The following is a 23,642-nucleotide window of genomic DNA, read 5'->3' as shown; positions in this document are numbered from 1 at the left end:
CTTATTTCAGTATAACCCTCTTGTTGGTAATTTGAAGTCCGGCGAGCACATCACGGCAAAACATATAGCCTTCCAAATCGATAAAAAAAGTTTCTACAACGGTCCCTTTTAAGTCTTTTAGACTTCCAAATAGTAAGAAGTAAACTGAAGGCGAAGTAAAAAGTGGCGTTTCAGTTTCCACTTCAGTATTGATAAATATATTATAAGATTTGAACCTGTGGACCAACGTATCTTTAGGCTTGATCCGAATATGTTTTAGGGTTTTCTCATCAAGTACAGTATCCTTTACTTTATCCAATTCAAATTGGCTTCTTGCTTCTTTCACAGATTCAGAAATAGAAGGAACACTTTGTTTAAATCCCATTTTTATAGCACTAGCACTTAAAAAATTGTTTTTTAAAAATTGATTATAAGCTGTGAATTTCCCGTAGTTGGTCATGTCTACAAAAGCGATGTCACCCTCAGAATTATTGAAATTTAAAAATGAAGAGTTATCTGCATTGTAGCTATAGTAGACTTTGTCCAAAATCACCGTACCTATAGGATGTTGACATTCTTGATGTTCAAAATAGTGTATTCGATTATAAAATAATTTGTCCTGGCTATAAGAACTATCACAAAGTGAAAATGTAATTATAAAAAGCAACACAAGTTTGAGCTTCATAGATGATTATTTTACAGAAATATACTTTGAATTTTTATCATAAAACCTCCAGGGTAAGCTTGCATCTTCTTCCGCATAATCTATACCAACTCTTTTGGTTTCCACAATATCTGAAGTCTGATGACCTAGATCGTTTATCCAGATGTCGTCACCTGTAAGACTTATGGTATTATGAGATTTGGAGATGCCCAAAGCTTTGGTCAAATTACCAGGACCAGAGGTCAAAGTTTTATCAATTTTAGATTTGCCCCGGCGTTTCTGCATGATGTCCAAACCTTGAGTAGGCTCAATGGCTCTTATTAAGATCGCATCGGCATTGCCTTGGGTATTTGTCACAATATTGAACAGATGGTGAATGCCATAACACAAATACACATAAGCAATTCCTCCAGACTCGTACATGACTTTGGTTCGCTCTGTAAATCTTCCAAGATGCGCATGACATGCTTTGTCTCCCTTACCTGCGTAGGCTTCAGTTTCCGTAATGATACCTGAGGTTCTAAAGCCTTCGATGTAGGTGTTTAGTTCTTTTCCTATTAGATCCTTAGCCAATAACACAACATTGTGATGTTCAAAATAAGCTTTAGAAAGTGTTTTAGGCATAGATTAAAATTTCGATTTAAAATAACTAAATTTAAAATTCAAAAACGGACTTGCTATGAAAACTTTAATGTTCTGTCTAATCTTAACTACAACTATGGCACAAAATAAAATGATTTTCGATTTTGATAATGATGCAGGCCTTAAACAATGGGTCATTGAAAATGATGTAGTAATGGGCGGCGTATCTCAAAGCAAGATCCAATTGAATAACAGCGGTAATGCTGTATTTTCTGGTGAGGTTTCTTTAGAAAATAACGGCGGGTTTGCGCAGGTGAAACATGTTACAGAGATTAACGATGTTCAATCTTATGCCTATGTAACTTTGAAAGTGAAAGGCAAACCGTCAACCTATCAATTTAGAATTAAGAAAAACAAAGCTGAAGAAGTGCATTCCTATGTTCAGGAGTTTGAAGTAACCTCTGAGTGGCAAACCATTCAATTAAAATTATCTTCTTTTTATCCGAGGTATAGAGGGAGAAGTTTAAATTTGCCCAACTTCGGCGGAGATTCTATTGAGGAAGTCGCCATACTTATTGGAAATAAAAAGAAAGAAGAATTTCAACTAGAAATTGATAAGATTTACTTATCCAAATAAAATATATGAAAGAAGCTGATAAAAAATTTGTTGATAACTGGGAGAAAATTAGAAGTCAAGGCAAAGCAAAATATATTATTAAACATGGTGTTGGTTTTGGAATTTTGATTTTTGTCGTCAACCTATTGATCAACTATTGGGACAAATGGGGACAGCTAAGCAACACAGACTTTTTTGTACAATTGACCATTTCAATTGTTGTAGGAGGTGGAATTTACGGAGCTTTCTCCTGGTACCTTAACGAGTTTATTTATAAAAAGAAATTGAGGGATAATTGAGGTTTCCTATAAGATTTCACCTCGTGCACAGTTTTTTTAGGTTGAACGCATTAAATGTCAGGTCGAGCGCAGTCGAGACCTTATTTTACTTAGGAATCATCGCCTTCAAGTCTTCGAGCGTATTGGCATCTTCAATTTTCTTATCCTGTCGCCAGCGTAAAATTCTGGGAAATCTTGTAGCGATGCCACTTTTGTGACGTTTGGATTCGGCGATGCCTTCAAAGGCGATTTCAAATACATGCTCGTGTTCCACACTACGCACAGGACCAAAACGTTCGATGGTATTTTTCTTAATCCAAGCATCTACTTTTTTGAATTCTTTATCCGTGAGGCCAGAATAAGCTTTAGCAAAGGTGATGAGTTCTGTTTTATCATCGTTCCAAAGGGCAAAGGTGTAATCTGTAAATAAATTACTTCTTCTGCCGTGTCCACGCATGGCGTAGGTGAGCACCGCATCAATACTGAAGGGGTCTGATTTCCACTTCCACCAGTCTCCCTTTTTACGGCCCACACCGTAACTGGAACTTGCACGCTTGATCATCAGGCCTTCAGACTTGATGTCTCTTGCTTTTTCTCGCTCTTCGGCCATCTCTTCCCAGGAAGAAAAGCGCATGGTTTCAGACAAGTGGAAAGGTTTTATTTTGGAAGAATACTTTTCGAAAAGCTTATCGAGAATAACTCGTCGCTTTTCAAAAGGAGTTGACCGGATGTCTTCTCCTTTATGTTCTAAAATGTCGTAAGCTTTCAAGATAACGGGCAGCTTCTTTAATAGCGCTTTGCTTACATTTTTACGGCCAATTCTTGTTTGTAAATCTTTAAAATCTCCGATGCTATCACCGGGATAGGGTAAAATCTCCCCGTCCAACACCGTCCCATCGGGAAGTTCTTCCGTAAAGGCTTCAAACTCTGGATATTTATCGGTGACTAGTTCCTCACCCCGACTCCACACAAACAGTTGTCCTTTTCTCACAATCAGTTGTGAGCGGATACCATCCCATTTGTGTTCGGCGATCCACTCCTTTGGGTTTCCAAGTTCAGAGGCATTATCCTCAATGGCATAAGCCAGATAAAACGGATAGGGTTTAGATAAATAATCAGCTTCATTTTCTTCCAGAATCAATTCAGAATAAGAGATTTTATTGGGATCCCAATTGCCCATCAGCTTAAAAGCCAGAATATCTTCATCGATTCCCGTAGCCTGAGAAAGTGCTCGCGTCATCAACTTCTGACTCACGCCAATTCTGAAACCACCAGTAATCAATTTGGTGAATACAAAGCGCTCATAGTAATTCAGCTGACTCCAATTCTCGACCAAATACGCTTTCTTTTCTTCTTCTGATTTTGGTTTCAGTTGAAGTATTTCTTGGAGATATTGGCTTAAGCTTTTTTCCGTCGTTTTAGACTTTTCTGGCACTACCAGGGCAATGGTTTCTGCAAGGTCTCCAACGATATGGTAGGATTCTTCAAAAAGCCATAGCGGAATATCTGCCAATTCTGAAGCATAACCTCTTATCAAGGTGCTATTGACTGGTCGCGGAGGTCTCCTGTGGGATAAAATGGCGATGGTCCAGACTTTGTCAGAATCTGATGCTTTTTGGAAGTATTCACTGAGAGCCTCCACCTTTCTATTGGTTTTGTTGGTGCTATCTATCGTTTTGACCAATTGAGCAAAATCCTTCATACACCTTTAGTCTGTTGTAGTGCTTTCTGCGGAATTTAATTTCAGAAGCCTGCTGATGTAAACGTCATTTTCGTTTGATATCTTTTCAGCGAGGTCACTGCCAAACAGCTGTCTCGCCATAGTTGCTTTTAGATATTTTTCTAGAATATAGCTTGTACTTCCAAAGTTGTAGTTCATGTTATAATCTCCAAGATAGCGAGTATACCTATCCAAAACTTTATCTGTGATAAGCGTTCTCTCAAGGAACTCTTCCTGGGAAAGTGAATTATAGAATTTTCTGTTTTCGTCAAGCAGGTCAAAAATGAATCGATCCATTACGCCACCATCGTACATAAACTTGATGTCCTGTATAGCCTGATCGGAATCTCTGGGTACAAAAATATCGGGAATGATTCCTCCGCCACCATATACTACTTTGCCCTCTGGAGTTTCATATCTTAAAGAATCATCAATAGTGATGCTGTCTTTACTCAGAAGTTCTCCATTGGAGTATCTCTCCATATATTTGGAATAGTAGGCCTCACTATTACCGTTTTCATAGGGACGTTGTATGGACCTCCCGGTTGGTGTGTAATATCTGGCAACAGTCAATCGTACGGCACTTCCATCACCAAGGTTCATTTCTCTTTGTACCAGTCCTTTACCAAAAGATCGACGACCAATTATGGTTCCTCTGTCGTTATCCTGTATAGCACCGGCGACAATTTCGCTGGCAGAAGCCGACTTCTCGTCTATAAAGACATAAAGGTTTTGATCCTCATAGTCTCCGCGTTCACTAGAAAAAGTTTCCTTCAAGTCTCCGTTTTTGTTTTTTGTAAACAGTAATAATCTATCATCTTGGATAAATTCATCGAGAATTAAGGTTGCTTGCTTTAAAAACCCTCCACCGTTACCTCTAAGGTCCAAAATGACACTCTTCATCTCTGGAGTAGCAAATTGCTTCATTTTGGTTTTAAACTCAGTGTAGGTGGATTCTGCAAAGCGATTTATTTTAATGTAGCCTAATGTATCATTGACCATATATCCAGCATCTACACTAGTTAAAGGCACAACCCCTCTGTTGATTTCAAAATCTAAAAGATCATTTTCACCCAGACGTTTTACTTTGAGATTTACTTTGGAATTGGCAGGGCCTTTTAGAATTTTGGTGAGTGAATCATTACTCATGTTATTCCCGAAAAGCGGTACCGCGTCTGCATATAAAATCCGATCTCCTGCTTCCAAGCCTGCTTTTTCACCTGGCCCTTTTTCTAAAGTTCTTATGACAGCAATGGTATCTTTAATGGTATAAAAGCTGATGCCTATGCCTACAAAATCACCTCGCATATTGTCTTGTACAAAATCGTAATCCTGATTGGAAATGTAGGCAGAATGCGGATCTAGATTTTTTAAAATTGAGGTTACAGTTATATCAACAATGCTGTCTGTATTGACATCATCTACATATTCCTTGTCGATAAAGTTGATAAGTCTGTTGAGTTTCTGGCGTTTGTTCGAAGAATTTGAAAATGAATTGTCCTGGAAATTTAAAAGATCTCCAAGCAGAATCCCTGCTACAAATACCACCGATATAAGCAGTGGCAAAACTATTTTCATTACCCTATTCATTCTTCAAGATCTTCTATATGTTCTAGTTCGACTCCTGCTTTTTTTAAAAAATCCAAACCAGAATTATCTTTGTACGCATTTTGATAAACTACTCGTATGATACCTGCCTGATGTATCAATTTACTACACTCTTTGCAAGGGGATAAGGTGATGTAAAGCGTAGCATTTTTGGAAGATTGCGTAGAGGCAGCAACTTTTAAAATAGCATTGGCTTCGGCATGCAACACATACCATTTAGTCAGGCCTTCCTTATCTTCACAGGAGTTGTCAAAGCCGCTGGGGGTGCCATTAAAGCCATCCGATATAATCATACGGTCTTTTACGATGATCGCCCCGACCTGCTTGCGTTTACAATGAGATAATTTACCCCATTCTCTTGCCATACGCAAGTAAGCTTTATCAAATTTAAACTGTTTTTCTTTAGTCATTCGGAAAATAAATTCGAATATAAAACTTATGCCTCTTTACAAGCGTTAAGAAGCTGCTTAAATTTACTTAAACTGTAAAATACTGATGCTTATTATGTCTAGAAGATCCAGTTTTCTGCAAGAATTGGAATCGTCATCCCCAAAACAATGGAAGAAATTACAAGCACCCAGTCTCTTTTTGAAAATCTAAAAATGTTTTGAACGATAAAACCAACAAGCAGCACTACAAAAACTACTAGTATTTGAGCCAGTTCAATACCCAAAGCAAATTCTACCAGCATAAGAAAAATATTGTCAGCACTTTTGGCGAGCATGTTGAAGTAGGTTGAAAATCCAAAGCCGTGTACCAGCCCAAAAAAGAACGTGACAAAATATAAGAGGTTAATTTTACTGTTTCCCTTTGCTTTTCCGGCGGTAAATATGTTATAAACTGCTGTGAAAATAATACTCACAGGAATCAAAAACTCGATAATTGAACTCTCTATTCTCAAAATATTATAGGCTGAAAGCGCTAAAGACAACACATGACCAATGGTGAAGAGTGTCACTAGCCAGACGACTTTCCTACTCTGCTGAAAGGAATACGAGGCTACTAAAACGGTAAGGAAAAGCACGTGATCATAAGCGTTCCAGTCTAAAACATGATCGAAACCCAGTTTGAGATAAAGCCAAAAATCTTCCATTCGTTATAATTATGATTAGTTGATAAAATTAAATAAAAATTGCCTCTGAATTCATTCAAGAACAACTTAAACGCAAAAATAATAGACCTATGATTTCTACACGTCTCAATTTTGTTTATTTTTGTAACCATGGGGGATTAGCTCAGTTGGCTAGAGCGCCACGCTGGCAGCGTGGAGGCCATCGGTTCGAATCCGATATTCTCCACAAAAACCACTTCGAAAGAGGTGGTTTTTTTGTTTTGAGAGGCGCGCACCATTGATTCTCCCGAAGCCTCGGGACGATATTCTTCACTTTAAATTACTTTTTTATGGAGTGTTTTTTTGTTTTCGAAAAGTGAAATAGGTTACCTCTTTATCGGAAAGCCTAGAGACGTTATTCTACTTTTTTAAACCAAAATTGATAAGGGGTAATTTTTTCTAGGTTCTAAATTTAATCAATATACATGCCGTTTAGATAATCCTTTTCAACAGGTAACCTCTCGATTTCCATTTGTATAGGAATACTATCGTTTAGAGTTCCAGTTATGAAAGTGTAGTCTTTGATTTGAGCATCTATATATTTAAGGGGATGATTTGTAGTTGACCAAAAACTCATATGAAGATGTTCTCCTTCAATCTTATAGCTTCCGTGATGTAAACTATCGTTGACAGATAATTTTACTTTATCATTTTTCTCAAAAAAGAGCATGGGCGTTGAACCGATTTTTCCTTTATTAAATTCAACAGCTTTGTCTTTGACTTTTGTTTTTTTTATCTCGTAGCTTCCAATAAGATTATAATCAAACATAGAGATCACTACGTAAGAGAATATGAAATAAGCTAAAGGAAAAAATATCACATAAGCAATGCGAAGTTTTTTCCAAAGTCCACTTTTTGCCTTAATAACTTTACCGTTTAGTTTACCTCCCATTTCTATAAAGAACTTATATAAATCTTTGCGGTATTCAATGAGTAAGAGTAGGGTCAATGATAAGGTCATAGTAATGTGTCGAACAACCTCAAACATGAGATCAAATTCAATATTTATGATAAAAATATTTAAACACACCCCTAAAGAAATCAACAAACCAATCAACCTGGTTCTCTTAAATATGATGAGAATGCCTATGGCCAATTCTGTCAATCCAATAAAAATATTGTAAGTATAAGACCTTCCAAAAAAAGCCATCATAAGTTCTGGTTTTGGTAATTCTGCTAGCGGAATAAAAGCTCTGTAGTGAGGCATTCTAAATTGCATCTGAAGCAGTTTTGGTATAGCTAGCGCTATCATGTCTGTGGATAGCAAAATAATAGCCAGATATTTGGCGAATGTGATGACTTTTTTAAGAGTGATGTTTTTCATAAGAGTGGTTTATTGGTGTTCTAAAGTAGTAATTTTTTCAAACGCAGTTTTTAATGCATCATTACTATTGGTTTTAATATTTGGTTCTACGCCGTTCTGATCTATTCTGTAGCCATCAGAAGTATAATAATCTGCCGTAGGTATCTTGATCTCAAACTTTTCATTTAAAACAAAAGTCTCACTGTTTAACATTGATCCTGCAGTTGTTTCTCCAATTATAATTGCTCGTTCTTGTTTTTTTAATTCATAAACTATGGGTTCACATGTACTTGCTGTATTCTTATTGATTAGAATAAAAAGCTTGCCATTGTAATTTTTTTCTTTAGGGATTATTTTTAAACAAAGGCCTTCATATTGATGAATACCTCGTAGTAATAAATCATTATTTGCTTTCGTAAAGTGCTGAAAGTTTTCATAATCCTGAATTTTTGGCACGTGAGAATACGTATTAAACCAATTTTGAGTCAGAAATATGCCTCCATAGGATGTAGAATTAATTACATGAGAGGCAAATGCTAGTCCAGCTTCTACATTCCCCCCAGAGTTATTTCGTAAATCAACTATCAAATATTTATAATTGTTTTGATATATTAAGTTGAATATACTGTCTACCTCCTGAGAGCTACCTTTAAAAGATGCAATCCTGAGGTATGCAATCTCAGTGTTTTTTTGCTTTAGAGTTAGATGCTTTTCATTCTGATTATTGGTGCTAACTTTTGAAGATCTTGTAAGCGTATAATGTGAAAATGGCAGGCGTTTTGAGTAGTAATAAAAAGCAAAGATGATATCTAAATCATCTTGAAAGTTATTTGTAGCAGAGGTCATTTCATTAGAGAACGTTTTCCACCCTTTACTCTGCAGAACGTCTTTATTGTAAATTTTATTTTTGGTTAACGCTTCTATATCTTCAAAAAGCGCTTTGTAATCTCTTAAGGGTAGATCTGGAATTATTCGGTTTCCAGAGATACTTCCGGCAATTTTTCTATTACTGTATTTCAGAGTAGACTGAAGATTCTCATTGAGAATAAATCCTTCCAAAACAAATTCACCAAGCGTGGAAATCATTTTTCCTTTGAGATAAAGAGTATCGTTAGAAGTCTTAAAATTTCCATTTTCAATTCTTACTAGACTGCCTTTCTTGAAATTTTGAGTAAATGATCTAGCCAGAAACGAATTCCAAAAACCTACTATGTTGCGGTCTGCATTTGTTTTGGAATAGGCTTTAAATTGGTTTTTATTGGTTTCAAAATTCATGATAAATTGAACATCCCCAACAGCGGGATGATTGAGATTCAAATTCCATTTACCTTCCAACATACTTTCAACTGAATCGGTTTGAGCGAAACAATGGATATTAGTTAATACAATTAGACTCAATTGCAGACAAATTAAAACAAATCTTGGCTGGTGCTGCCGAACTTCAAAAAAAGAATGATTCATCATTTAAAACAAATTTGTTTCAAAAATCGGTAAGAGAATCTATTCCAACCACAAATTGTGATTAACGGCAAGGATTTGTGATGAGTAACTAAACAGAACACCGTTTCACCCTCTCGACATAACTTCTAGATACTGGAATTTTATCGGTAATATTTTCCAAGGACATCTTATATCCTTGTGAATTACCTTCGCCACTCAAAATATGTGTTGAGTTTAGAACGTAAGATCGATGACATCTAAAAATAGTCTCATCACCAATTTGTTTTTCTAAACGCTTTAAAGAAAGTCTAACAAGCTTTTGTTGGACTTTTCCATTTCTAAGATAATATAAAAGCGAATAATTTCCTTCAGATTTTGCATAGTAAAAACCCTTTTTTGGAATGCTTATTTGTTCTCCTGAGTCCGGATAAATATGAAGGGAAGAAGGAATATGGTCTTCTGTTTTTAACTTTTCTTGATCTTCAATTCCTTGAACATTGCTGCTCTTGATAAATACATATGTTGCAAAAACATTTAAGGTGCAAATGGGAACTCCCAGTAAGAATGTAAACAAAACCATATAAAACAAATTTATTGTACTAAATGGAAATGGGTCAACAATTGAAATAAGATAAAAGTAATTTGCTAGTGAACAAGCCAAGAGTACTATGAGGTTCTTATAAATTTCTTTTTTTAAATTCCAGTTAACGAATAGTTTATGGGTTAAAAAATCGGCGCTAAAGAAAAATAAAAAGGCGATGACTGTATAAGGTAATAGTAACAAATACTTATAACTATGATGAAATGTATAAGTTCCAAAAGGCTGAAATACTGCTAAGAAAAAATAGACTAACAATGAAATTATCAAAGCTGAATAGCACATCTCTTTGTTAGTCTTCAGGGTTGGGTAGTGATCATTCAATTTTTGTTTTAGAAGCATTATCAAATCAAATTTAAATGAATTAAAGCTATTTTATGAGGCCTTTATTTAATGTGAATCAATTTTATACCGATCAGAATTTGATTTAATCAGCAAATAGGGTATGCCTAGAATCAAAGCTAAACCTAAAGCGTAAAATTCGTAATCAGAATTTTCTGTCCAATGAGATAACAGAAGACCCATTATCATGACAAAAGCCATCCCAAACATCACGTTCTTCATCAAGGTTGCAATGCCTTCTATATCGTACTTTTCTTTTTCTTGCTTGGTCATCGTATTGTAGCCGGCAATTAAGGAATACATTTTTCCGTATTTTATCAAAATACCAAGTAGGATAAATACTATAGGAACTGCAAGCATAAGCTGATGTTTTAAAGAACTAAACAAGAATTCTCTGATTTAAATATATAGATTGAATAGAAATATAATTCTATAGACTTCTAATCTACTAAAATTTGACTTTTAAAACTAAATTATTTTAAGCCTGTCAAAATCCTATCTTTAGCCCTTCAGAAAAAACCATGAACAGAACCTTAGCAAGATACAGGCAGACTGCCTTTGGTCAATTTGTAGTTCGGCATCAAAAGTACGCTCCTGTGCTTTTCTTTATCGGTGGATTTATATTTGATACTTTAACGCTTGGGCGCATAGACCGTGCTTACGATACAGTAGTGCTTTGTCTGCACATGACGTCCTTGTCTCTTATGCTTTATTTGTTTAATATGGCAGAAGATGATAATCGGGTGAGCAGATTCCTGGGAAAATATGCGGCCTACATACCTCTGGCGATTCAGTTTTCCTTTGGAGGCTTATCGAGTGCTTTTGTCATATACTTTTTCAGGAGCGTTTCTATGTCAAAAACCATCTCCTTCTTTATTCTACTGGTTCTGCTTTTGTTTGCCAACGAGCTGTTGAAAAAGCGGATATCTAACAAATACCTTCTCTTTGGCGTCTATTTCTTTATCAGCTTCACGTTTTTTGCTTTTATGATTCCAATGTTTATAAAAGAAATGAACACCTTTATCTTTTTTATATCGGGTCTTTTGAGTTTATCCAGTGTCCTTTTACTTGTCTTCATCTGTTATTCTTCAAGTCCAAGCACCAAAGCGGAGGTGAGTTTAAAGAAGTTGACCGGTCTTATCCTATCTATTTATGCAGGCTTCAATGTCTTCTATTATTTTAACCTCATCCCTCCTGTACCGCTTGCCATGGAAATAGGTTTGGTAGCTCATCATGTCGAGAGAAATGATAATGCATATCAGGTGACTTACCAGCGGGATGACTGGTATGTCTTTTGGCGTCCACACCACCTCCATTTTTACAGGCAGGAGGGGGAGCCTGTTTATGTGTTCACGTCTATTTTTGCACCAACTGATTTAAAGAAATCCATTTTTCACCGTTGGCAATGGTTCAATCCCAAAACCGAAACCTGGCAAGTTACCGAAGATATCGGCTTTGAAGTTACCGGAGGACGCAATCGTGGTTTTCGTGGGTATACCTATAAAGAAAACGTCATGGAAGGAGAGTGGAAGGTTGAAGTCATTACCGAAGAAGAACTGGTGATTGGTATCGTCAATTTTGAGGTTCAAAACACTACTGAATCTTCAAAAAAGAGGGTAATAGAAAAAACCTTTTAAAGCAAAAACCCTGTTTTAAAATTTTGAAACAGGGTTTTGATAAGTTGTGAAATTCTCAATTATAAATTAAAGAGCATACCAACAGAAAGTACAAAGCGATCTAGTTCAGAAACAATATACTTACCTTCTGCAAACAGTCTAAAATTATCTTTCGTAAACAGTTGGGTACCAAGCCCCAGGTTTACTCCCAGGTTAATGTCTGCATTTCTGTTGAAACCCAAAAAGCCACTTCTATTGATAATATTTCTGAATGTTCCAAAGTGCAAACCTCCCAATCCATAAAACTTTAGGTTATTACCTTGAGCTAAATCCAGGTGTAAGTCGGTGTTAACGGTTGCAAAACTACCACTTCCAAAAAAGTAATTGATGTCTGGAGAAAATGAAAGTGAATTAGATAAGTCAAAAACACCTTTGAAACCAATACCAGCATTGTCTCTGTCTGAGTCAAAAGAAACTTGTGCTCCTGCTAGATTTTGTGCTTGTGTAGATACCGCGAAAGCAATGAATAGAGATAAAATAAAATACTTCATGAATTACTAGTTTAATGATTCTAAGGCGTAAAAAAGCCTGTTTTGTGATTGATTTTGAGAACCAAATATACTTCTAAAGGTTTGTAGTTCCCTGTCTAATATCACCCAATGTGGGGTTCCTTCACATTGAAAATGTTTGTAGGCTTCCGCATCGGGGTCTATATAAATATCAAAAGGAGACATCCTGGACCTAAAGATATCAAGAACTTCTGCTTTTGAAAACGATTGGTTTCCAAAATTGGTATGAATCACTACCAGATTCAGTTCTGGAAAATCCTTGGTCAATTCGTGGGCAAATGGAATCGCCCTTCCAGTACATCCCAAACAGTAAGTATTGTAAAACAGGATAAGATTGACTTTACCTTTAGACAAAAGCTGAGTTAGCGTCAATTCTTTTCCCTCTAACGATTTAAGCTGAATTTGCATATGTTGATCTTTAATGTACTGGTTTTTTCTAAAAAAACTCCAAATCTACAAACTTGATTAATTTATTTAATAACTTTAAAGCCAACCATTATTAATTCCAAAATAAACCTAATCAGAATGAACATCAAAAAAGTTTTAGTTGCCAATAGAGGAGAGATTGCTATCAGAATTTTTCGTGCTTGTACAGAAATAGGTATAAGAACAGTTGGTATTTATACTTACGAAGATCGCTATTCTTTGCATAGATACAAAGCTGATGAATCCTACCAAGTTGGTGACGACAAAGAACCTTTAAAACCTTATTTGGATATCGAAGAAATTATTCGTGTAGCCAAAAAGAATGGCGTAGACGCTATTCATCCAGGTTATGGTTTTCTTTCTGAAAATGCAAAATTTGCACAAGCCTGTAAAGACAACAATATTGTTTTTGTTGGACCAGAGGTAGATGTGCTGAAATCTTTGGGGGATAAAGTGACGGCCAAAAAAGTAGCCATTGACAATGATGTACCCATTATTGAAAGCAACAAAAAAGACTTAACGTCTCTGGAAATTGCAACCGATGAAGCAGAACGTATAGGGTTTCCTTTAATGTTGAAAGCAGCTTCAGGTGGAGGTGGACGCGGCATGCGAGTGTTACGAAGCATGGATGAATTGGAAAATGCTTATGGCGAATCCAGAAGAGAGGCCAAAAATGCCTTTGGAGATGAAACGGTTTTTCTTGAAAAATTTATAGAAAACCCAAAACATATCGAAATTCAGATTGTCGCCGATAATCATGGAAATATTCTTCATCTTTTTGAAAGAGATTGTTCGGTGCAAAGACGTTACCAAAAAGTAATTGAATTTGCGCCTTCCAAAGACCTGGACGAAAAGGTCAAAAACAATCTGTATACATATGCTGTCAAAATTTGTAAGGCTGTTAATTATAATAACATAGGTACAGTAGAATTTCTTGTGGATGATGATGGTAGTATTTACTTTATTGAAGTTAACCCAAGAGTGCAGGTTGAACATACAGTTACTGAAGTTGTAACAGGGGTAGATCTCATCAAAACTCAGCTTTATATAGCTGATAATTTTAAATTGTCTGACGAAGAAATCAACTTATCTAGCCAAGAATCTGTCTCAGTCAATGGGTATGCTGTACAATGTAGAATTACTACGGAAGATCCAAAAAACGACTTCAAGCCAGATTATGGAACCATCACGACCTACAGAAGTGCTTCTGGGTTTGGCATCAGGCTTGATGCCGGGAGTGTTTATCAAGGAGTAAAGATTTCACCATTCTTTGATTCGATGTTGGTGAAAGTATCTGCAAGCAGCAGAACCCTGGATGATGCGTGTAAGAAAATGAGACGAGCTCTGGCAGAATTTAGAGTACGTGGCGTGAAAACCAATATGGCTTTTCTGGATAATATCTTGAAAGACGCTACTTTCCGAGAAGGCAAAGTAACCGTGAATTACATTAAAAACACACCTGAGCTTTTCAATATCAAAGAGCCTAGAAACCGTGCTACTAAAATGGTCAATTTCCTCGGGGATGTTACAGTAAACGGTAATCCTGATGTAAAAAACACGATAAAAAATCCAACATTCATCAAGCCTGAAGTCCCAAAATGTCCCCCTACGATGTCATATCAAAAGGGAACTAAAGACTTGCTCACAGAACTTGGGCCTGATGGTTTTACTAAGTGGTTGTCCGATGAAAAGAAAATTCATTTTACAGATACCACCATGCGTGATGGACACCAAAGCTTGCTGGCCACGCGTATGCGAACTTACGACATGCAGAAGGTCGCAGAAAATTATGCCAAATGCCATCCTGAAATCTTTAGTATGGAAGTATGGGGTGGAGCTACTTTCGATGTGTGTATGCGATTTTTGAAAGAGAATCCATGGGAACGATTAAAACTTTTGAGAAAAGCAATGCCAAATATTTTGCTGCAAATGCTCTTAAGAGGCTCCAACGGTGTTGGATATACAGCTTATCCAGATAACTTAATAGAGCGTTTTGTGACAGAATCCTGGGAAAATGGTATCGATATCTTTAGAATTTTCGATTCCCAGAACTGGATGGAGTCCATTGCTCCTTGTATAGAATATGTCCGAAAAAATACGGAAGGTCTTGCGGAGGCTTCAATGTGCTATACTGGCGATATCATGGATCCCAATCGCACCAAATACACTTTAAAGTACTACCTTCAGTTAGCCAAAGATCTTGAAAACGCAGGAGCGCATATCATTGCTATTAAAGACATGGCAGGTCTTTTGAAACCCAATGCAGCTACAGAACTGGTTTCAGCCTTGAAATCTGAAGTGAAGCTACCTATTCATTTACACACACACGATACCTCTTCTATGCAGGCTTCGACTTACTTAAATTCTATTGAAGCTGGAGTAGATGTGGTAGATGTTGCCCTCGGGGGATTATCGGGATTGACCTCTCAACCCAACTTCAATTCCCTGGTAGAAGTATTAAAATACCATCCAAGGGAAAACAAGCTTAATAATGAAAGATTAAACGAATACTCTATATATTGGGAGCAGGTGAGAACATACTATTACCCATTTGAATCTGGATTGAAATCTGGAACGGGGGAAGTGTATACTCATGAAATACCTGGCGGACAGTATTCCAATCTGAAACCACAGGCGGAGTCTTTGGGTCTTGCCGATAGATTTCATGAAATCACAGACATGTATGCCAAAGTGAATCAACTTTTTGGAGATATCATAAAGGTAACGCCAAGTTCTAAAGTGGTTGGCGATATGGCCCAATATCTGGTAAGTAATAATCTAACGATAGAAGATGTTTTGGAAGATGGAGAAAACTTATCTTTTCCACAGTCTGTTGTAAGCTTCTTCAAAGGTGATCTGGGTCAGCCAGTTGGAGGTTTTCCAGAGAAGATTCAAAAGATCATTTTAAAAGGAGAAAAACCTTATACAGATAGACCAAACGCTCACTTGGAGCCGGTTGATTTTGAAAAGGAATTCAAGGAATTTCAAACAATGTTTTCTGATGATATGGATAGAGAATTGGAATTCACAGATTTCTTGTCTTACAAACTTTATCCCAAGGTATTTACAGAGGCCTATAACCATCACCTTAAATATGGAAGTGTTTTTAACATTCCAACCAAGAATTTTTTCTACGGAATGGATCCTGGAGAGGAAATTGTTGTAGAACTTGATAGAGGAAAGACATTGCTCATTACACTAGTGTCTGTAGGAAGAACAGATGATAGTGGTATGGCTACAGTTTTCTTTAAGGTAAATGGTCAAACGCGAAATATACAGGTGAGAAATGAAAGTGTAAAAGTGGATAAAGTTTCTCATGTAAAAGCAGACAAATCTGAAGATAAGCAAATAGGAGCTCCATTACAAGGTTCTCTTACAGATATTTTGGTCAAAAAAGGCGATAAGGTGAAGAAAAATCAACCTTTATTTATCATTGAAGCTATGAAAATGGAAACTACTGTTACTGCTAATGCAGAAGGTGAAGTAAGTGAAGTTGTATTAAAACCAGGAATCATGGTTTATGCTGATGATTTAGTGGTTAAACTGAAATAATCCTAAAACAATAGACATAAAAAGCCCTTTTATTTAAAAGGGTTTTTTGCTTTTAAAAAAGCTTTACAGCAACTTGAAGGGCTCCGTATTCCTGAAGGTTATTCCACATAGCCGTGGCAGAAACAGGAAGTGTATACCTGTCAAAAAGCTTTACTGTTTTAGAGTAAGTAGCGCCATAATTATTAAAACCAGGTCTATCTCCATAGAAATTAGTTTCGCTTTCAAAAGAAAAAGCTGCACCAACATATAAACTGAGATCCCAGTCGCTGCCACTCGCAACCACATAAGAAGCCTCAACATAGTTTGTAAATGCATTTCGTAAATTACCACTAGAGGTAACATAAGTATCCCGCCCTTGGACGATGGTGCTCCATGATGTTTGTAAGGGGAAATTCTCAAACGCGTAGGTAACGGTAACATCTATAAAATGTGAAGTTTCACGTCTGTCGTAATTAAAAATCTGAGCATCTGGAAAGTCAGTGTAATTATTAATATCCCAAATAGCAAACGTCCAATTCTTATGGGAGTAAGACATGTAATAGTCAAACTCTGTATAATTTCCTGCAAAGCCAACACCACCCCAAAGACCAGCTTCAAATTTTCCGTTTTTTGAAATATAATACACATTGGCGGCTGTCATCGCCTCATCGGTTACGCGATATCCTCGCCAAAGGTGCATGTTTTTTACTGTGAGGTTAAATTCGAACGGCCTATAGGCATCTTCTTTGCTCTCCAGACTGTCTTTAGGTAATAAATCTGGAATAGGTTGATAATCCCTTTGTGCATAGCTTGAGACACCAACCAAAGCACATAGTATCCAACCTACAATTTTGATCTTTAAGTTCATAAGCATAATAATTAATTAAGCATAAGGTGTAATCCTGTTGCAAGAGCAGCCCCAATGAATGGGCCTACAATTGGAATCCAACTGTAAGACCAGTTGCTGTCTGTCTTGCCTTGTATAGGTAGTATAAAATGCATAATTCTTGGGCCTAAATCACGTGCAGGATTGATGGCATATCCTGTAAGTCCTCCTAATGATAAGCCGATGCTCCACACCACGAAAGCGATAGGGATGGCGCCCACAGCTCCTAGTCCAACGGGAACACCTTCTTCACCTTGAAGCTCCGCCCCAGTAATATAAAAGACTGCTATAATAAGTACAAATGTTCCGACAATTTCACTCATAAGATTTCTTATTGTGTTTGGTATAGCAGGGTCGGTGCAAAATATAGCACGTTTACCAGCCGGATTATCTGTATTGTCAAAATGATCTTTAAAAAGCATATAAACAGTTCCCGATCCAATCATAGCTCCAATAAGTTGAGCAAGCATGTAAATGGGCACATCAGCCCACGAGAAACTTCCTTCTATGGCTAAAGCAAGAGTTACGGCAGGGTTAATATGCGCTCCACTGTATGGTGCAGACACAAAAACACCTATAAAAACTCCCATGGCCCATCCTGTAGTAATAACCATCCATCCAGAGCCTGTACTCTTAGTATCTTTGAGTACGCTGCTGGCTACAACACCACCTCCCAAAAGTATAAGGAGTGCTGTTCCTAATATTTCTGCTATGAAAGGAGTCATTATGAAGATTTTGATTTACTCCAATGTTGCAAGGAGTCGATGGCTCTGTACCAGCCCTTGATACCTTTTTGTATGTCCTCTTGATTTTTGGTAGGCTGAAATTTTACATCCTCTCTCCAGATGGATTGTATTTCTTCCATATTTTCCCAGAATCCGACAGCAAGTCCGGCAAGATATGCCGCACCCAGTGCAGTAGTTTCGGTTATTTTTGGTCTTATAGTTGTTGTATTTAGGACATCCGACTGAAATTGCATCAACATATTATTGACTGTTGCACCCCCGTCCACTCTTAATTCTTCTATATCGATTTCGGAATCGGCTTGCATCGCTTTTAGGATATCCATAGTTTGGTAGGCAATAGCTTCCAGGGATGCTCGTGCAATATGTGCATCTGTAGTTCCTCGAGTAATCCCAAACATACTCCCTTTTGCATCCTGATCCCAATAGGGTGCACCAATTCCTGCAAATGCAGGTATAAAATATACGCCATCGGAAGAATCTACAGAAGTGGCCAGGTTTTCAACATCTTTGGATCTTTTTATAATCCCTAGACCGTCTCTCAGCCACTGCACAACAGCCCCACCTATAAAAATACTACCCTCCAGTGCGTATTCTGTTTTTCCATTTATTCTCCAGGCAACGGTAGTCAATAATTTATTTTTTGAAATGATTGGCTTATCTCCAATATTCATCAACATAAAACAGCCCGTCCCATAAGTGCTTTTTACCATTCCTTTCTCGGTACACATCTGTCCAAACAGCGCAGCCATTTGATCTCCTGCAATTCCAGCAATTGGAATTTTGGAGGCAAATACAGTCGTTTTGGTATGACCATAGACTTCACTAGAGTCTTTTACCTCTGGTAGCATTGTTTTTGGAATATTAAATAATTCCAGTAATTCATCATCCCACTCCATAGTATTAATGTTGAAAAGCATGGTTCTGGAAGCATTAGTCACATCGGTCACATGCAATTCTCCTTTAGTAAAATTCCAAATGATCCAGGAATCTATGGTTCCAAGAATCAAATCACCAGCTTCTGCTTTTTCTCGGGCACCTTCTACATTGTCCAAAATCCATTTCACCTTAGTACCAGAAAAATAAGCATCGATAATAAGACCTGTTTTTTCTTGAATCATTTTTTCTTTACCCTCAGCTTTAAGCTGGTCGCAATATTCTGAAGTTCGTTTATCCTGCCAGACAATAGCATTATAAACAGGTTCGCCAGTTTTTTTGTCCCACACCACCACGGTTTCTCTTTGATTGGTGATTCCTATTGCGGCGATATTTTTCCCATTCAGTCCTTTTTTGGTAGTTGCTTCTGCAGCAACACCTGCCTGTTTGGACCATATCTCCGAAGGGTCGTGTTCTACCCAGCCAGGTTTGGGAAAGTATTGAGTAAACTCTTTTTGAGCTACCGAATGAATTTCTCCCTTTTTGTTGAAGACAATCGCACGGCAACTAGTTGTACCTTGATCTAAAGCCAAAACATATTTTTCCATGATATACTGTTTTAAATTAATATTGAGGTTAATGAGATTTCACATTATTCGACTTATACAATGTAACCTTTTGCTAAAGCCTTATATTCATCAACCTGCTGGTCAATCCACTTTTTATCTTTACCAAGTTCCTTAGCCATTATCTCTGCAACTTTTGGAGCCATGTCAATAGATTTTTTAGCATCCAAAAACAAAACCCTTACCCGTCTTGCTAACACATCTTCTACTGTTCTGGCCATTTCATGCCTTGCAGCCCAAACTACTTCTACATTTAGATATTTCAAGTCTGGATGAATTTTTTCGCCCAGATTAGGGTTATCTTTTATCAATTCTTGTAGGTGTGGTTGGTCACTTCCATAGACATATAAGTGGTTTTCTCTTTCATCAGTTTTAATGGCTCCATGAATAGCTAAGTTCTCTGTAACACAGTCTTTTTTTGGAATTTTTCCTAAGCTGATGACTTTGTTCAAAGTATCATCGGCCATTTTTCTGTAGGTGGTCCATTTACCTCCTGTAATGGAAATTAATCCTGTATCTGAGACCAGTATTTTATGGCCTCTTGATATTTCTTTGGTTTTTCCGGTCTCATCTTCAGGAGCGGCTAGTGGTCTTAAACCTGCATAAATACTTTTTATATCCTCTCTTGTTGCTTTCTTTTCAATAAACCTGTTAAAAGTTTCAAGGATAAAATCAACTTCTTTTTCGGTGGCATTTGGTTCTGCAGTATGTTTATCTACCATTTCATCTGTAGTTCCCACAATAACTTTGTCATGCCATGGTACAGCAAAAAGTACTCTGCCATCATCAGTTTTAGGGATCATGATAGCATCTTCACTAGGCAAAAAACTTTTGTCAAAAACCAAATGAACTCCTTGACTTGGTTGTATTCTTTTTTTAGCACCTGGTTTATCCATCTGTAGAATGTCGTCAGCAAACACTCCAGTTGCATTTATGACTGCTTTTCCTTTGAAGGTATGCTCTTTTTGCGTTTCTCTATCGATGGCAATAACACCAGACACTTTATTATCTGCATCTTTACTTAAGTTTTTTACTTTGAAATAATTGAGTAAAGAGGCTCCGTTTTCTATCGCAGTCTGTGCAATGTTGATGGCTAATCTAGAATCATCAAACTGTCCATCTTGATAGCTTACACTTCCTTTCAGCTTATCTTTTTGGATAGTTGGCAACTTTCGAATAGTTTCGTCTCTGCTGACGTGTTTGGAAGCGCCTAAACTTAATTTACCAGCAAGAAAATCGTAGGTTTTTAAGCCAAGAGTATAATAAATGCCTTCCCACCATTTATAATTTGGGATAAGAAAAGTTTGATTTTTAACAAGATGAGGAGCATTTTGTTCTAAAAGGCCTCTTTCTTTCAACGCTTCTGTCACCAAAGAGAAATTTGCTTGCGCTAAATACCTTACACCACCATGAACCAGTTTTGTACTTCTGCTTGAAGTGCCTTTAGCATAGTCTAACTGTTCAAGAAGAAGCGTTTTGTAGCCTCTTGTTACACTGTCTAAAGCAATACCAAGCCCAGTAGAACCACCACCAATGACAATGACATCCCATTCATTTACTTGATTAGCCTTTTCTAAAAGATTTGCTCTGTTAAAAATTTTTTCAGTTTTCATTTTGTTTTATTTCGAATGCTTGATCAAATGTAATAAAAAAGAATTAAAACGAAACTAAAAGGTTAAAAAATAATAACAAATCGAAATAATTCTGTCTTTACATTCTATAAATCCTTTTTAGAATGGGAAGAACTAGATAATATTCTTTTATATTTGTGATAACTAAACGAAATAAAAGTGAAACGGCATCAGGCTATTTTAGAATTATTAGAGAACGAAAGCTACGTAAGTGTTTCCTATTTGTGCGATCTTTTCAAAGTCTCTGCCGTGACAATTCGAAAGGATTTGAAACTTCTGGAAGAGAAGGGACTGCTTTTCAGAACACATGGAGGAGCTACTACTCAAAATCCTTATATCAATGACAGGCACGTCAGTGAAAAAGAAAAACTTAATGTTACAGAAAAAGAGGCTATCGCTGAAGTTGCTGTGAAGCTCATTAAGCCTAATGACTCTATTATGATTGCCTCTGGGACTACTATGCATGCTCTTGCAAAAGCTCTCAACATTGAAGAACAGCTTAATATCACTACATCTTCTCTAATGGTGTCTCTCGAACTAACAAAATCACCCAACTATCATATTCTGCAACTTGGTGGTAGTATAAGACATAGTTCTTCTTCTGTTACAGGTCATTATTCACAGACACTGCTTCAGAATATTTCTTGCAACCTCTTATTTCTTGGCGTTGATGGTATAGATGTAGATCATGGTTGCACGACAACCAGCCTTGAGGAAGCCATCCTGAATAAGGAAATGATCAATTCTGCTCAAAAAGTAATTGTCCTTGCAGATTCCTCCAAGTTTAATAGAAAGGGTTTTGGTAAGATTTGTGAACTATCTGACATCCACCATATCATCACGGATTCTGGCATTACAGAGACCATGGCTAAAGAGATAGAAGCCATGGGAATACAACTGACTTTAGTTTAATAAGATCCTTAATTAAAGCCCTTCACTTCAAACTAAAGTCGTGGTAGAATTAATTTTCTGGTTTAAGTTTATTTTATACCGAATTTCAATCTACCAAAGCCTAAAATCAAAAGCTTTCTTTTCCAATCCTTGAAAGGATTAAATGTGTCGTAGGTTCACCAAAATTGACTAGTTTATCTATAAACTGTTGCAAATGAAGCTGGTCTTTTAATGCAATTCTTATGTATAAGTTATGCTGCCCAGTGATTCTAAAGGCTTCTTTAACTTCCGGATAAGATTCAATTTCTACCAAAGCAGCTTTGAGCTTTCCGCTAAAGATTTTTAGCATAATGAAAGCTTCCAGATTATTACCCATCAGGCGTTGGTTAAGCTGGAGTGTGTATCCTTTTATCAACCCTGAATCTTCCATCTTCTTCACTCTTTCTCTTACAGAAGAAGGAGAAAGGGAAACTTGTTTTCCAATTTCTGCGTAAGAGAGTCTTGAGTTTATTTTTAAGACATCGATTATTTTGAAATCTATTTTATCTGCCATTAAATCTAGTGTTTAAAAGTAAAAATACTTTTTTTATTTGATAATTGATTGGATTAGCCATTGATTCGTTTTCGTAAGCTAATGGTGATAATTTAAATTTGCGCTTTTATCAAAAACTAATTCAGCCTTGGAATTATATGTCTTGATTATCCTCGCCATTGCCATCTTTTGTGGTTTTTTTGTTCAATCACTTGTTGGTTTTGCAGGGTCTCTGGTGGCTTTGCCTATTCTTCTTTTTGCGGTAAAATTGCCGGATGCTATCGCCTATGTTTCTATTTTTTATTTATTCTCAAGCTCCTATATGGTGTATAAAGAATGGCAAAATATTGATAAAGATACCATTGTGAGACTTATTTTGGCGTCCTTGATAGGCGTTGTCCTGGGAATAGTAGTGCTTACTTATTCCAAACCTGTCATTTTGCAAACAGGGCTAGGTGTTTTTATTCTACTATATGTTGGATATGTACTCCTCGGAAAGAAAGAGCTAGCTTTAGGTAAAAAAGCTAACTGGACTTTTGGGATGATGGGAGGATTTTTCTCTGGTGTGTTTTCTACTGGCGGTCCGCTTTATGTCATTAGCGTTAAAAATACGGTGAAAGAAGCCAAAACCTTTAGAGCAACCATGATAGGTGTTCTAGCCTTAATCACACTCATCCGTATTCCTGCTTTGAGCATCAGTGGTGCTCTAAACCTGCAGCATTTGCAAATGAGTTTGATTGTGCTGCCTGTATTTTTTTTAGCTCAATTTTTAGGTATAAAATTCTTTCCGAAAATCAATGAGGTCCAGTTTAAAAGAATGTTGCTAGTCATCTTATCACTTTCTGGATTGGCATTGATTTTTTAATGCTTTAATAGACTTCATAGTCCACAAAGCCTTAGGGACTGTGAAGTCTGATGATAAAAAATACCTTTCCTAACGAAAACATCAATTCTATCGTAAAACCTTCAGTTGAAACTACCGCCCCAGCGAGAGGTTAAGTTGATTTTCTGGTTTAAAGTTAACTTATTCTGCACATCAATCTACCAAAACCCAAAATCAGAAAAAATCTTATT

The 23,642-nt window shown here is 36.8% G+C and carries 23 protein-coding genes and 1 tRNA gene; 7 read left to right on the top strand and 17 right to left on the bottom strand.

The genetic code is table 11. The annotated features are described in order from the left end of the window. Position 1: 1 nt before the first annotated feature. Positions 2-664 carry a hypothetical protein gene (locus tag LB454_RS12140; RefSeq protein WP_224464943.1) on the bottom strand — a complete coding sequence of 221 codons (663 nt, stop codon included), beginning with the start codon at positions 662-664 and terminating at the stop codon, positions 2-4. A gap of 6 nt (positions 665-670) precedes the next feature. Next, complete coding sequence (locus LB454_RS12135) at positions 671-1,267, bottom strand: DNA-3-methyladenine glycosylase (RefSeq protein ID WP_224464942.1); 597 nt, start codon at positions 1,265-1,267, stop codon at positions 671-673. Between the two features lie 94 nt (positions 1,268-1,361). Here LB454_RS12135 and LB454_RS12130 point away from each other — a divergent pair, with 94 nt between their 5' ends. Together LB454_RS12130 and LB454_RS12125 are read left to right on the top strand one after the other, a co-directional pair. Beyond that, the gene (locus LB454_RS12130; RefSeq protein ID WP_224464941.1) at positions 1,362-1,862 is read left to right on the top strand and encodes a CIA30 family protein; all 501 of its coding nucleotides are present in this window, start codon (positions 1,362-1,364) and stop codon (positions 1,860-1,862) included. Between the two features lie 5 nt (positions 1,863-1,867). Next, a complete protein-coding gene (locus tag LB454_RS12125; RefSeq protein ID WP_224464940.1) occupies positions 1,868-2,140 on the top strand; it encodes a hypothetical protein in 273 nt (90 codons plus the stop codon). An 85-nt stretch (positions 2,141-2,225) separates the two neighbouring features. Here LB454_RS12125 and LB454_RS12120 read toward each other — a convergent pair whose 3' ends face one another. From LB454_RS12120 to LB454_RS12105, 4 genes are all read right to left on the bottom strand, one after another. After that, on the bottom strand, positions 2,226-3,821 hold the full coding sequence (locus LB454_RS12120; RefSeq protein ID WP_224464939.1) for an ATP-dependent DNA ligase: 1,596 nt from the start codon (positions 3,819-3,821) through the stop codon (positions 2,226-2,228). A 6-nt stretch (positions 3,822-3,827) separates the two neighbouring features. Continuing rightward, positions 3,828-5,429 (bottom strand): S41 family peptidase, encoded by a 1,602-nt coding sequence (locus tag LB454_RS12115; RefSeq protein WP_224464938.1) that lies wholly within the window; start codon positions 5,427-5,429, stop codon positions 3,828-3,830. Then, positions 5,426-5,857 (bottom strand): deoxycytidylate deaminase, encoded by a 432-nt coding sequence (locus tag LB454_RS12110; protein WP_224464937.1) that lies wholly within the window; start codon positions 5,855-5,857, stop codon positions 5,426-5,428. The genes LB454_RS12115 and LB454_RS12110 overlap by 4 nt, the downstream gene beginning before the upstream one ends. A gap of 98 nt (positions 5,858-5,955) precedes the next feature. Continuing rightward, positions 5,956-6,540 carry a HupE/UreJ family protein gene (locus LB454_RS12105; RefSeq protein WP_224464936.1) on the bottom strand — a complete coding sequence of 195 codons (585 nt, stop codon included), beginning with the start codon at positions 6,538-6,540 and terminating at the stop codon, positions 5,956-5,958. Positions 6,541-6,671: 131 nt separating this feature from the next. On the opposite strand from LB454_RS12105, the gene LB454_RS12100 reads away from it, so the two are divergent. Then, positions 6,672-6,745: transfer RNA gene (locus LB454_RS12100), tRNA-Ala, on the top strand. Positions 6,746-6,970: 225 nt separating this feature from the next. Here the strand turns inward: LB454_RS12100 and LB454_RS12095 are convergent. From LB454_RS12095 to LB454_RS12080, 4 genes are all read right to left on the bottom strand, one after another. Then, positions 6,971-7,882: a hypothetical protein gene (locus LB454_RS12095; protein ID WP_224464935.1), complete on the bottom strand. Its 912-nt coding sequence runs from the start codon at positions 7,880-7,882 to the stop codon at positions 6,971-6,973. A gap of 9 nt (positions 7,883-7,891) precedes the next feature. Then, the gene (locus tag LB454_RS12090; protein ID WP_224464934.1) at positions 7,892-9,325 is read right to left on the bottom strand and encodes a S41 family peptidase; all 1,434 of its coding nucleotides are present in this window, start codon (positions 9,323-9,325) and stop codon (positions 7,892-7,894) included. An 85-nt stretch (positions 9,326-9,410) separates the two neighbouring features. Then, complete coding sequence (locus LB454_RS12085) at positions 9,411-10,241, bottom strand: LytTR family DNA-binding domain-containing protein (protein ID WP_224464933.1); 831 nt, start codon at positions 10,239-10,241, stop codon at positions 9,411-9,413. Positions 10,242-10,289: 48 nt separating this feature from the next. After that, complete coding sequence (locus tag LB454_RS12080) at positions 10,290-10,601, bottom strand: DUF3784 domain-containing protein (RefSeq protein ID WP_224464932.1); 312 nt, start codon at positions 10,599-10,601, stop codon at positions 10,290-10,292. A 161-nt stretch (positions 10,602-10,762) separates the two neighbouring features. Between LB454_RS12080 and LB454_RS12075 the strand changes: the two genes are divergently transcribed. Continuing rightward, positions 10,763-11,878 (top strand): DUF2914 domain-containing protein, encoded by a 1,116-nt coding sequence (locus LB454_RS12075; protein ID WP_224464931.1) that lies wholly within the window; start codon positions 10,763-10,765, stop codon positions 11,876-11,878. A gap of 59 nt (positions 11,879-11,937) precedes the next feature. On the opposite strand, the gene LB454_RS12070 is transcribed toward LB454_RS12075, so the two are convergent. Both LB454_RS12070 and LB454_RS12065 read right to left on the bottom strand, forming a co-directional pair. Continuing rightward, the gene (locus LB454_RS12070; RefSeq protein ID WP_224464930.1) at positions 11,938-12,408 is read right to left on the bottom strand and encodes a hypothetical protein; all 471 of its coding nucleotides are present in this window, start codon (positions 12,406-12,408) and stop codon (positions 11,938-11,940) included. A 6-nt stretch (positions 12,409-12,414) separates the two neighbouring features. Continuing rightward, positions 12,415-12,834, bottom strand: coding sequence for a TlpA family protein disulfide reductase (locus LB454_RS12065; RefSeq protein WP_224464929.1), 420 nt, complete (start codon positions 12,832-12,834; stop codon positions 12,415-12,417). A gap of 117 nt (positions 12,835-12,951) precedes the next feature. Here LB454_RS12065 and LB454_RS12060 point away from each other — a divergent pair, with 117 nt between their 5' ends. Continuing rightward, on the top strand, positions 12,952-16,404 hold the full coding sequence (locus tag LB454_RS12060; protein ID WP_224464928.1) for a pyruvate carboxylase: 3,453 nt from the start codon (positions 12,952-12,954) through the stop codon (positions 16,402-16,404). Between the two features lie 52 nt (positions 16,405-16,456). Here the strand turns inward: LB454_RS12060 and LB454_RS12055 are convergent, their stop codons facing one another. From LB454_RS12055 to LB454_RS12040, 4 genes are read right to left on the bottom strand one after another with little or no spacing between them, the layout of a single operon-like run. Then, on the bottom strand, positions 16,457-17,251 hold the full coding sequence (locus LB454_RS12055; protein ID WP_224464927.1) for a hypothetical protein: 795 nt from the start codon (positions 17,249-17,251) through the stop codon (positions 16,457-16,459). Between the two features lie 11 nt (positions 17,252-17,262). After that, positions 17,263-17,994 carry an MIP/aquaporin family protein gene (locus LB454_RS12050; protein WP_224464926.1) on the bottom strand — a complete coding sequence of 244 codons (732 nt, stop codon included), beginning with the start codon at positions 17,992-17,994 and terminating at the stop codon, positions 17,263-17,265. Further along, positions 17,994-19,496, bottom strand: coding sequence for a glycerol kinase GlpK (gene glpK / locus LB454_RS12045; RefSeq protein WP_224464925.1), 1,503 nt, complete (start codon positions 19,494-19,496; stop codon positions 17,994-17,996). The genes LB454_RS12050 and glpK overlap by 1 nt, the downstream gene beginning before the upstream one ends. 53 nt (positions 19,497-19,549) lie before the next feature. Beyond that, positions 19,550-21,127 (bottom strand): glycerol-3-phosphate dehydrogenase/oxidase, encoded by a 1,578-nt coding sequence (locus LB454_RS12040; protein WP_224464924.1) that lies wholly within the window; start codon positions 21,125-21,127, stop codon positions 19,550-19,552. Between the two features lie 177 nt (positions 21,128-21,304). On the opposite strand from LB454_RS12040, the gene LB454_RS12035 reads away from it, so the two are divergent. Next, on the top strand, positions 21,305-22,057 hold the full coding sequence (locus LB454_RS12035) for a DeoR/GlpR family DNA-binding transcription regulator (protein ID WP_224464923.1): 753 nt from the start codon (positions 21,305-21,307) through the stop codon (positions 22,055-22,057). Positions 22,058-22,163: 106 nt separating this feature from the next. Here LB454_RS12035 and LB454_RS12030 read toward each other — a convergent pair whose 3' ends face one another. After that, positions 22,164-22,589: an Lrp/AsnC family transcriptional regulator gene (locus LB454_RS12030; protein ID WP_224464922.1), complete on the bottom strand. Its 426-nt coding sequence runs from the start codon at positions 22,587-22,589 to the stop codon at positions 22,164-22,166. Between the two features lie 127 nt (positions 22,590-22,716). On the opposite strand from LB454_RS12030, the gene LB454_RS12025 reads away from it, so the two are divergent. Continuing rightward, complete coding sequence (locus LB454_RS12025; protein ID WP_224464921.1) at positions 22,717-23,433, top strand: sulfite exporter TauE/SafE family protein; 717 nt, start codon at positions 22,717-22,719, stop codon at positions 23,431-23,433. The last annotated feature ends 209 nt before the right edge of the window (positions 23,434-23,642 follow it).

The organism is Psychroflexus montanilacus, assembly GCF_020164535.1.
In the GTDB taxonomy this organism is placed as follows: Bacteria; Bacteroidota; Bacteroidia; order Flavobacteriales; family Flavobacteriaceae; genus Psychroflexus; species Psychroflexus montanilacus.
The sequence above is the reverse complement of the archived record's forward strand: the minus strand, read 5'-3'. Positions and strand labels throughout refer to the sequence as shown.

Coding starts and splice junctions, on each gene's coding strand:
- LB454_RS12030 (WP_224464922.1), bottom strand. CDS start 22,589: ATGGCAGATAAAATAGATTTCAAAATAATCGATGTCTTAAAAATAAAC.
- LB454_RS12060 (WP_224464928.1), top strand. CDS start 12,952: ATGAACATCAAAAAAGTTTTAGTTGCCAATAGAGGAGAGATTGCTATC.
- LB454_RS12140 (WP_224464943.1), bottom strand. CDS start 664: ATGAAGCTCAAACTTGTGTTGCTTTTTATAATTACATTTTCACTTTGT.
- LB454_RS12135 (WP_224464942.1), bottom strand. CDS start 1,267: ATGCCTAAAACACTTTCTAAAGCTTATTTTGAACATCACAATGTTGTG.
- LB454_RS12125 (WP_224464940.1), top strand. CDS start 1,868: ATGAAAGAAGCTGATAAAAAATTTGTTGATAACTGGGAGAAAATTAGA.
- LB454_RS12090 (WP_224464934.1), bottom strand. CDS start 9,325: ATGATGAATCATTCTTTTTTTGAAGTTCGGCAGCACCAGCCAAGATTT.
- glpK (WP_224464925.1), bottom strand. CDS start 19,496: ATGGAAAAATATGTTTTGGCTTTAGATCAAGGTACAACTAGTTGCCGT.
- LB454_RS12085 (WP_224464933.1), bottom strand. CDS start 10,241: ATGCTTCTAAAACAAAAATTGAATGATCACTACCCAACCCTGAAGACT.
- LB454_RS12115 (WP_224464938.1), bottom strand. CDS start 5,429: ATGAATAGGGTAATGAAAATAGTTTTGCCACTGCTTATATCGGTGGTA.
- LB454_RS12050 (WP_224464926.1), bottom strand. CDS start 17,994: ATGACTCCTTTCATAGCAGAAATATTAGGAACAGCACTCCTTATACTT.
- LB454_RS12065 (WP_224464929.1), bottom strand. CDS start 12,834: ATGCAAATTCAGCTTAAATCGTTAGAGGGAAAAGAATTGACGCTAACT.
- LB454_RS12040 (WP_224464924.1), bottom strand. CDS start 21,127: ATGAAAACTGAAAAAATTTTTAACAGAGCAAATCTTTTAGAAAAGGCT.
- LB454_RS12130 (WP_224464941.1), top strand. CDS start 1,362: ATGGCACAAAATAAAATGATTTTCGATTTTGATAATGATGCAGGCCTT.
- LB454_RS12075 (WP_224464931.1), top strand. CDS start 10,763: ATGAACAGAACCTTAGCAAGATACAGGCAGACTGCCTTTGGTCAATTT.
- LB454_RS12110 (WP_224464937.1), bottom strand. CDS start 5,857: ATGACTAAAGAAAAACAGTTTAAATTTGATAAAGCTTACTTGCGTATG.
- LB454_RS12105 (WP_224464936.1), bottom strand. CDS start 6,540: ATGGAAGATTTTTGGCTTTATCTCAAACTGGGTTTCGATCATGTTTTA.
- LB454_RS12080 (WP_224464932.1), bottom strand. CDS start 10,601: ATGCTTGCAGTTCCTATAGTATTTATCCTACTTGGTATTTTGATAAAA.
- LB454_RS12120 (WP_224464939.1), bottom strand. CDS start 3,821: ATGAAGGATTTTGCTCAATTGGTCAAAACGATAGATAGCACCAACAAA.
- LB454_RS12070 (WP_224464930.1), bottom strand. CDS start 12,408: ATGAAGTATTTTATTTTATCTCTATTCATTGCTTTCGCGGTATCTACA.
- LB454_RS12055 (WP_224464927.1), bottom strand. CDS start 17,251: ATGAACTTAAAGATCAAAATTGTAGGTTGGATACTATGTGCTTTGGTT.
- LB454_RS12095 (WP_224464935.1), bottom strand. CDS start 7,882: ATGAAAAACATCACTCTTAAAAAAGTCATCACATTCGCCAAATATCTG.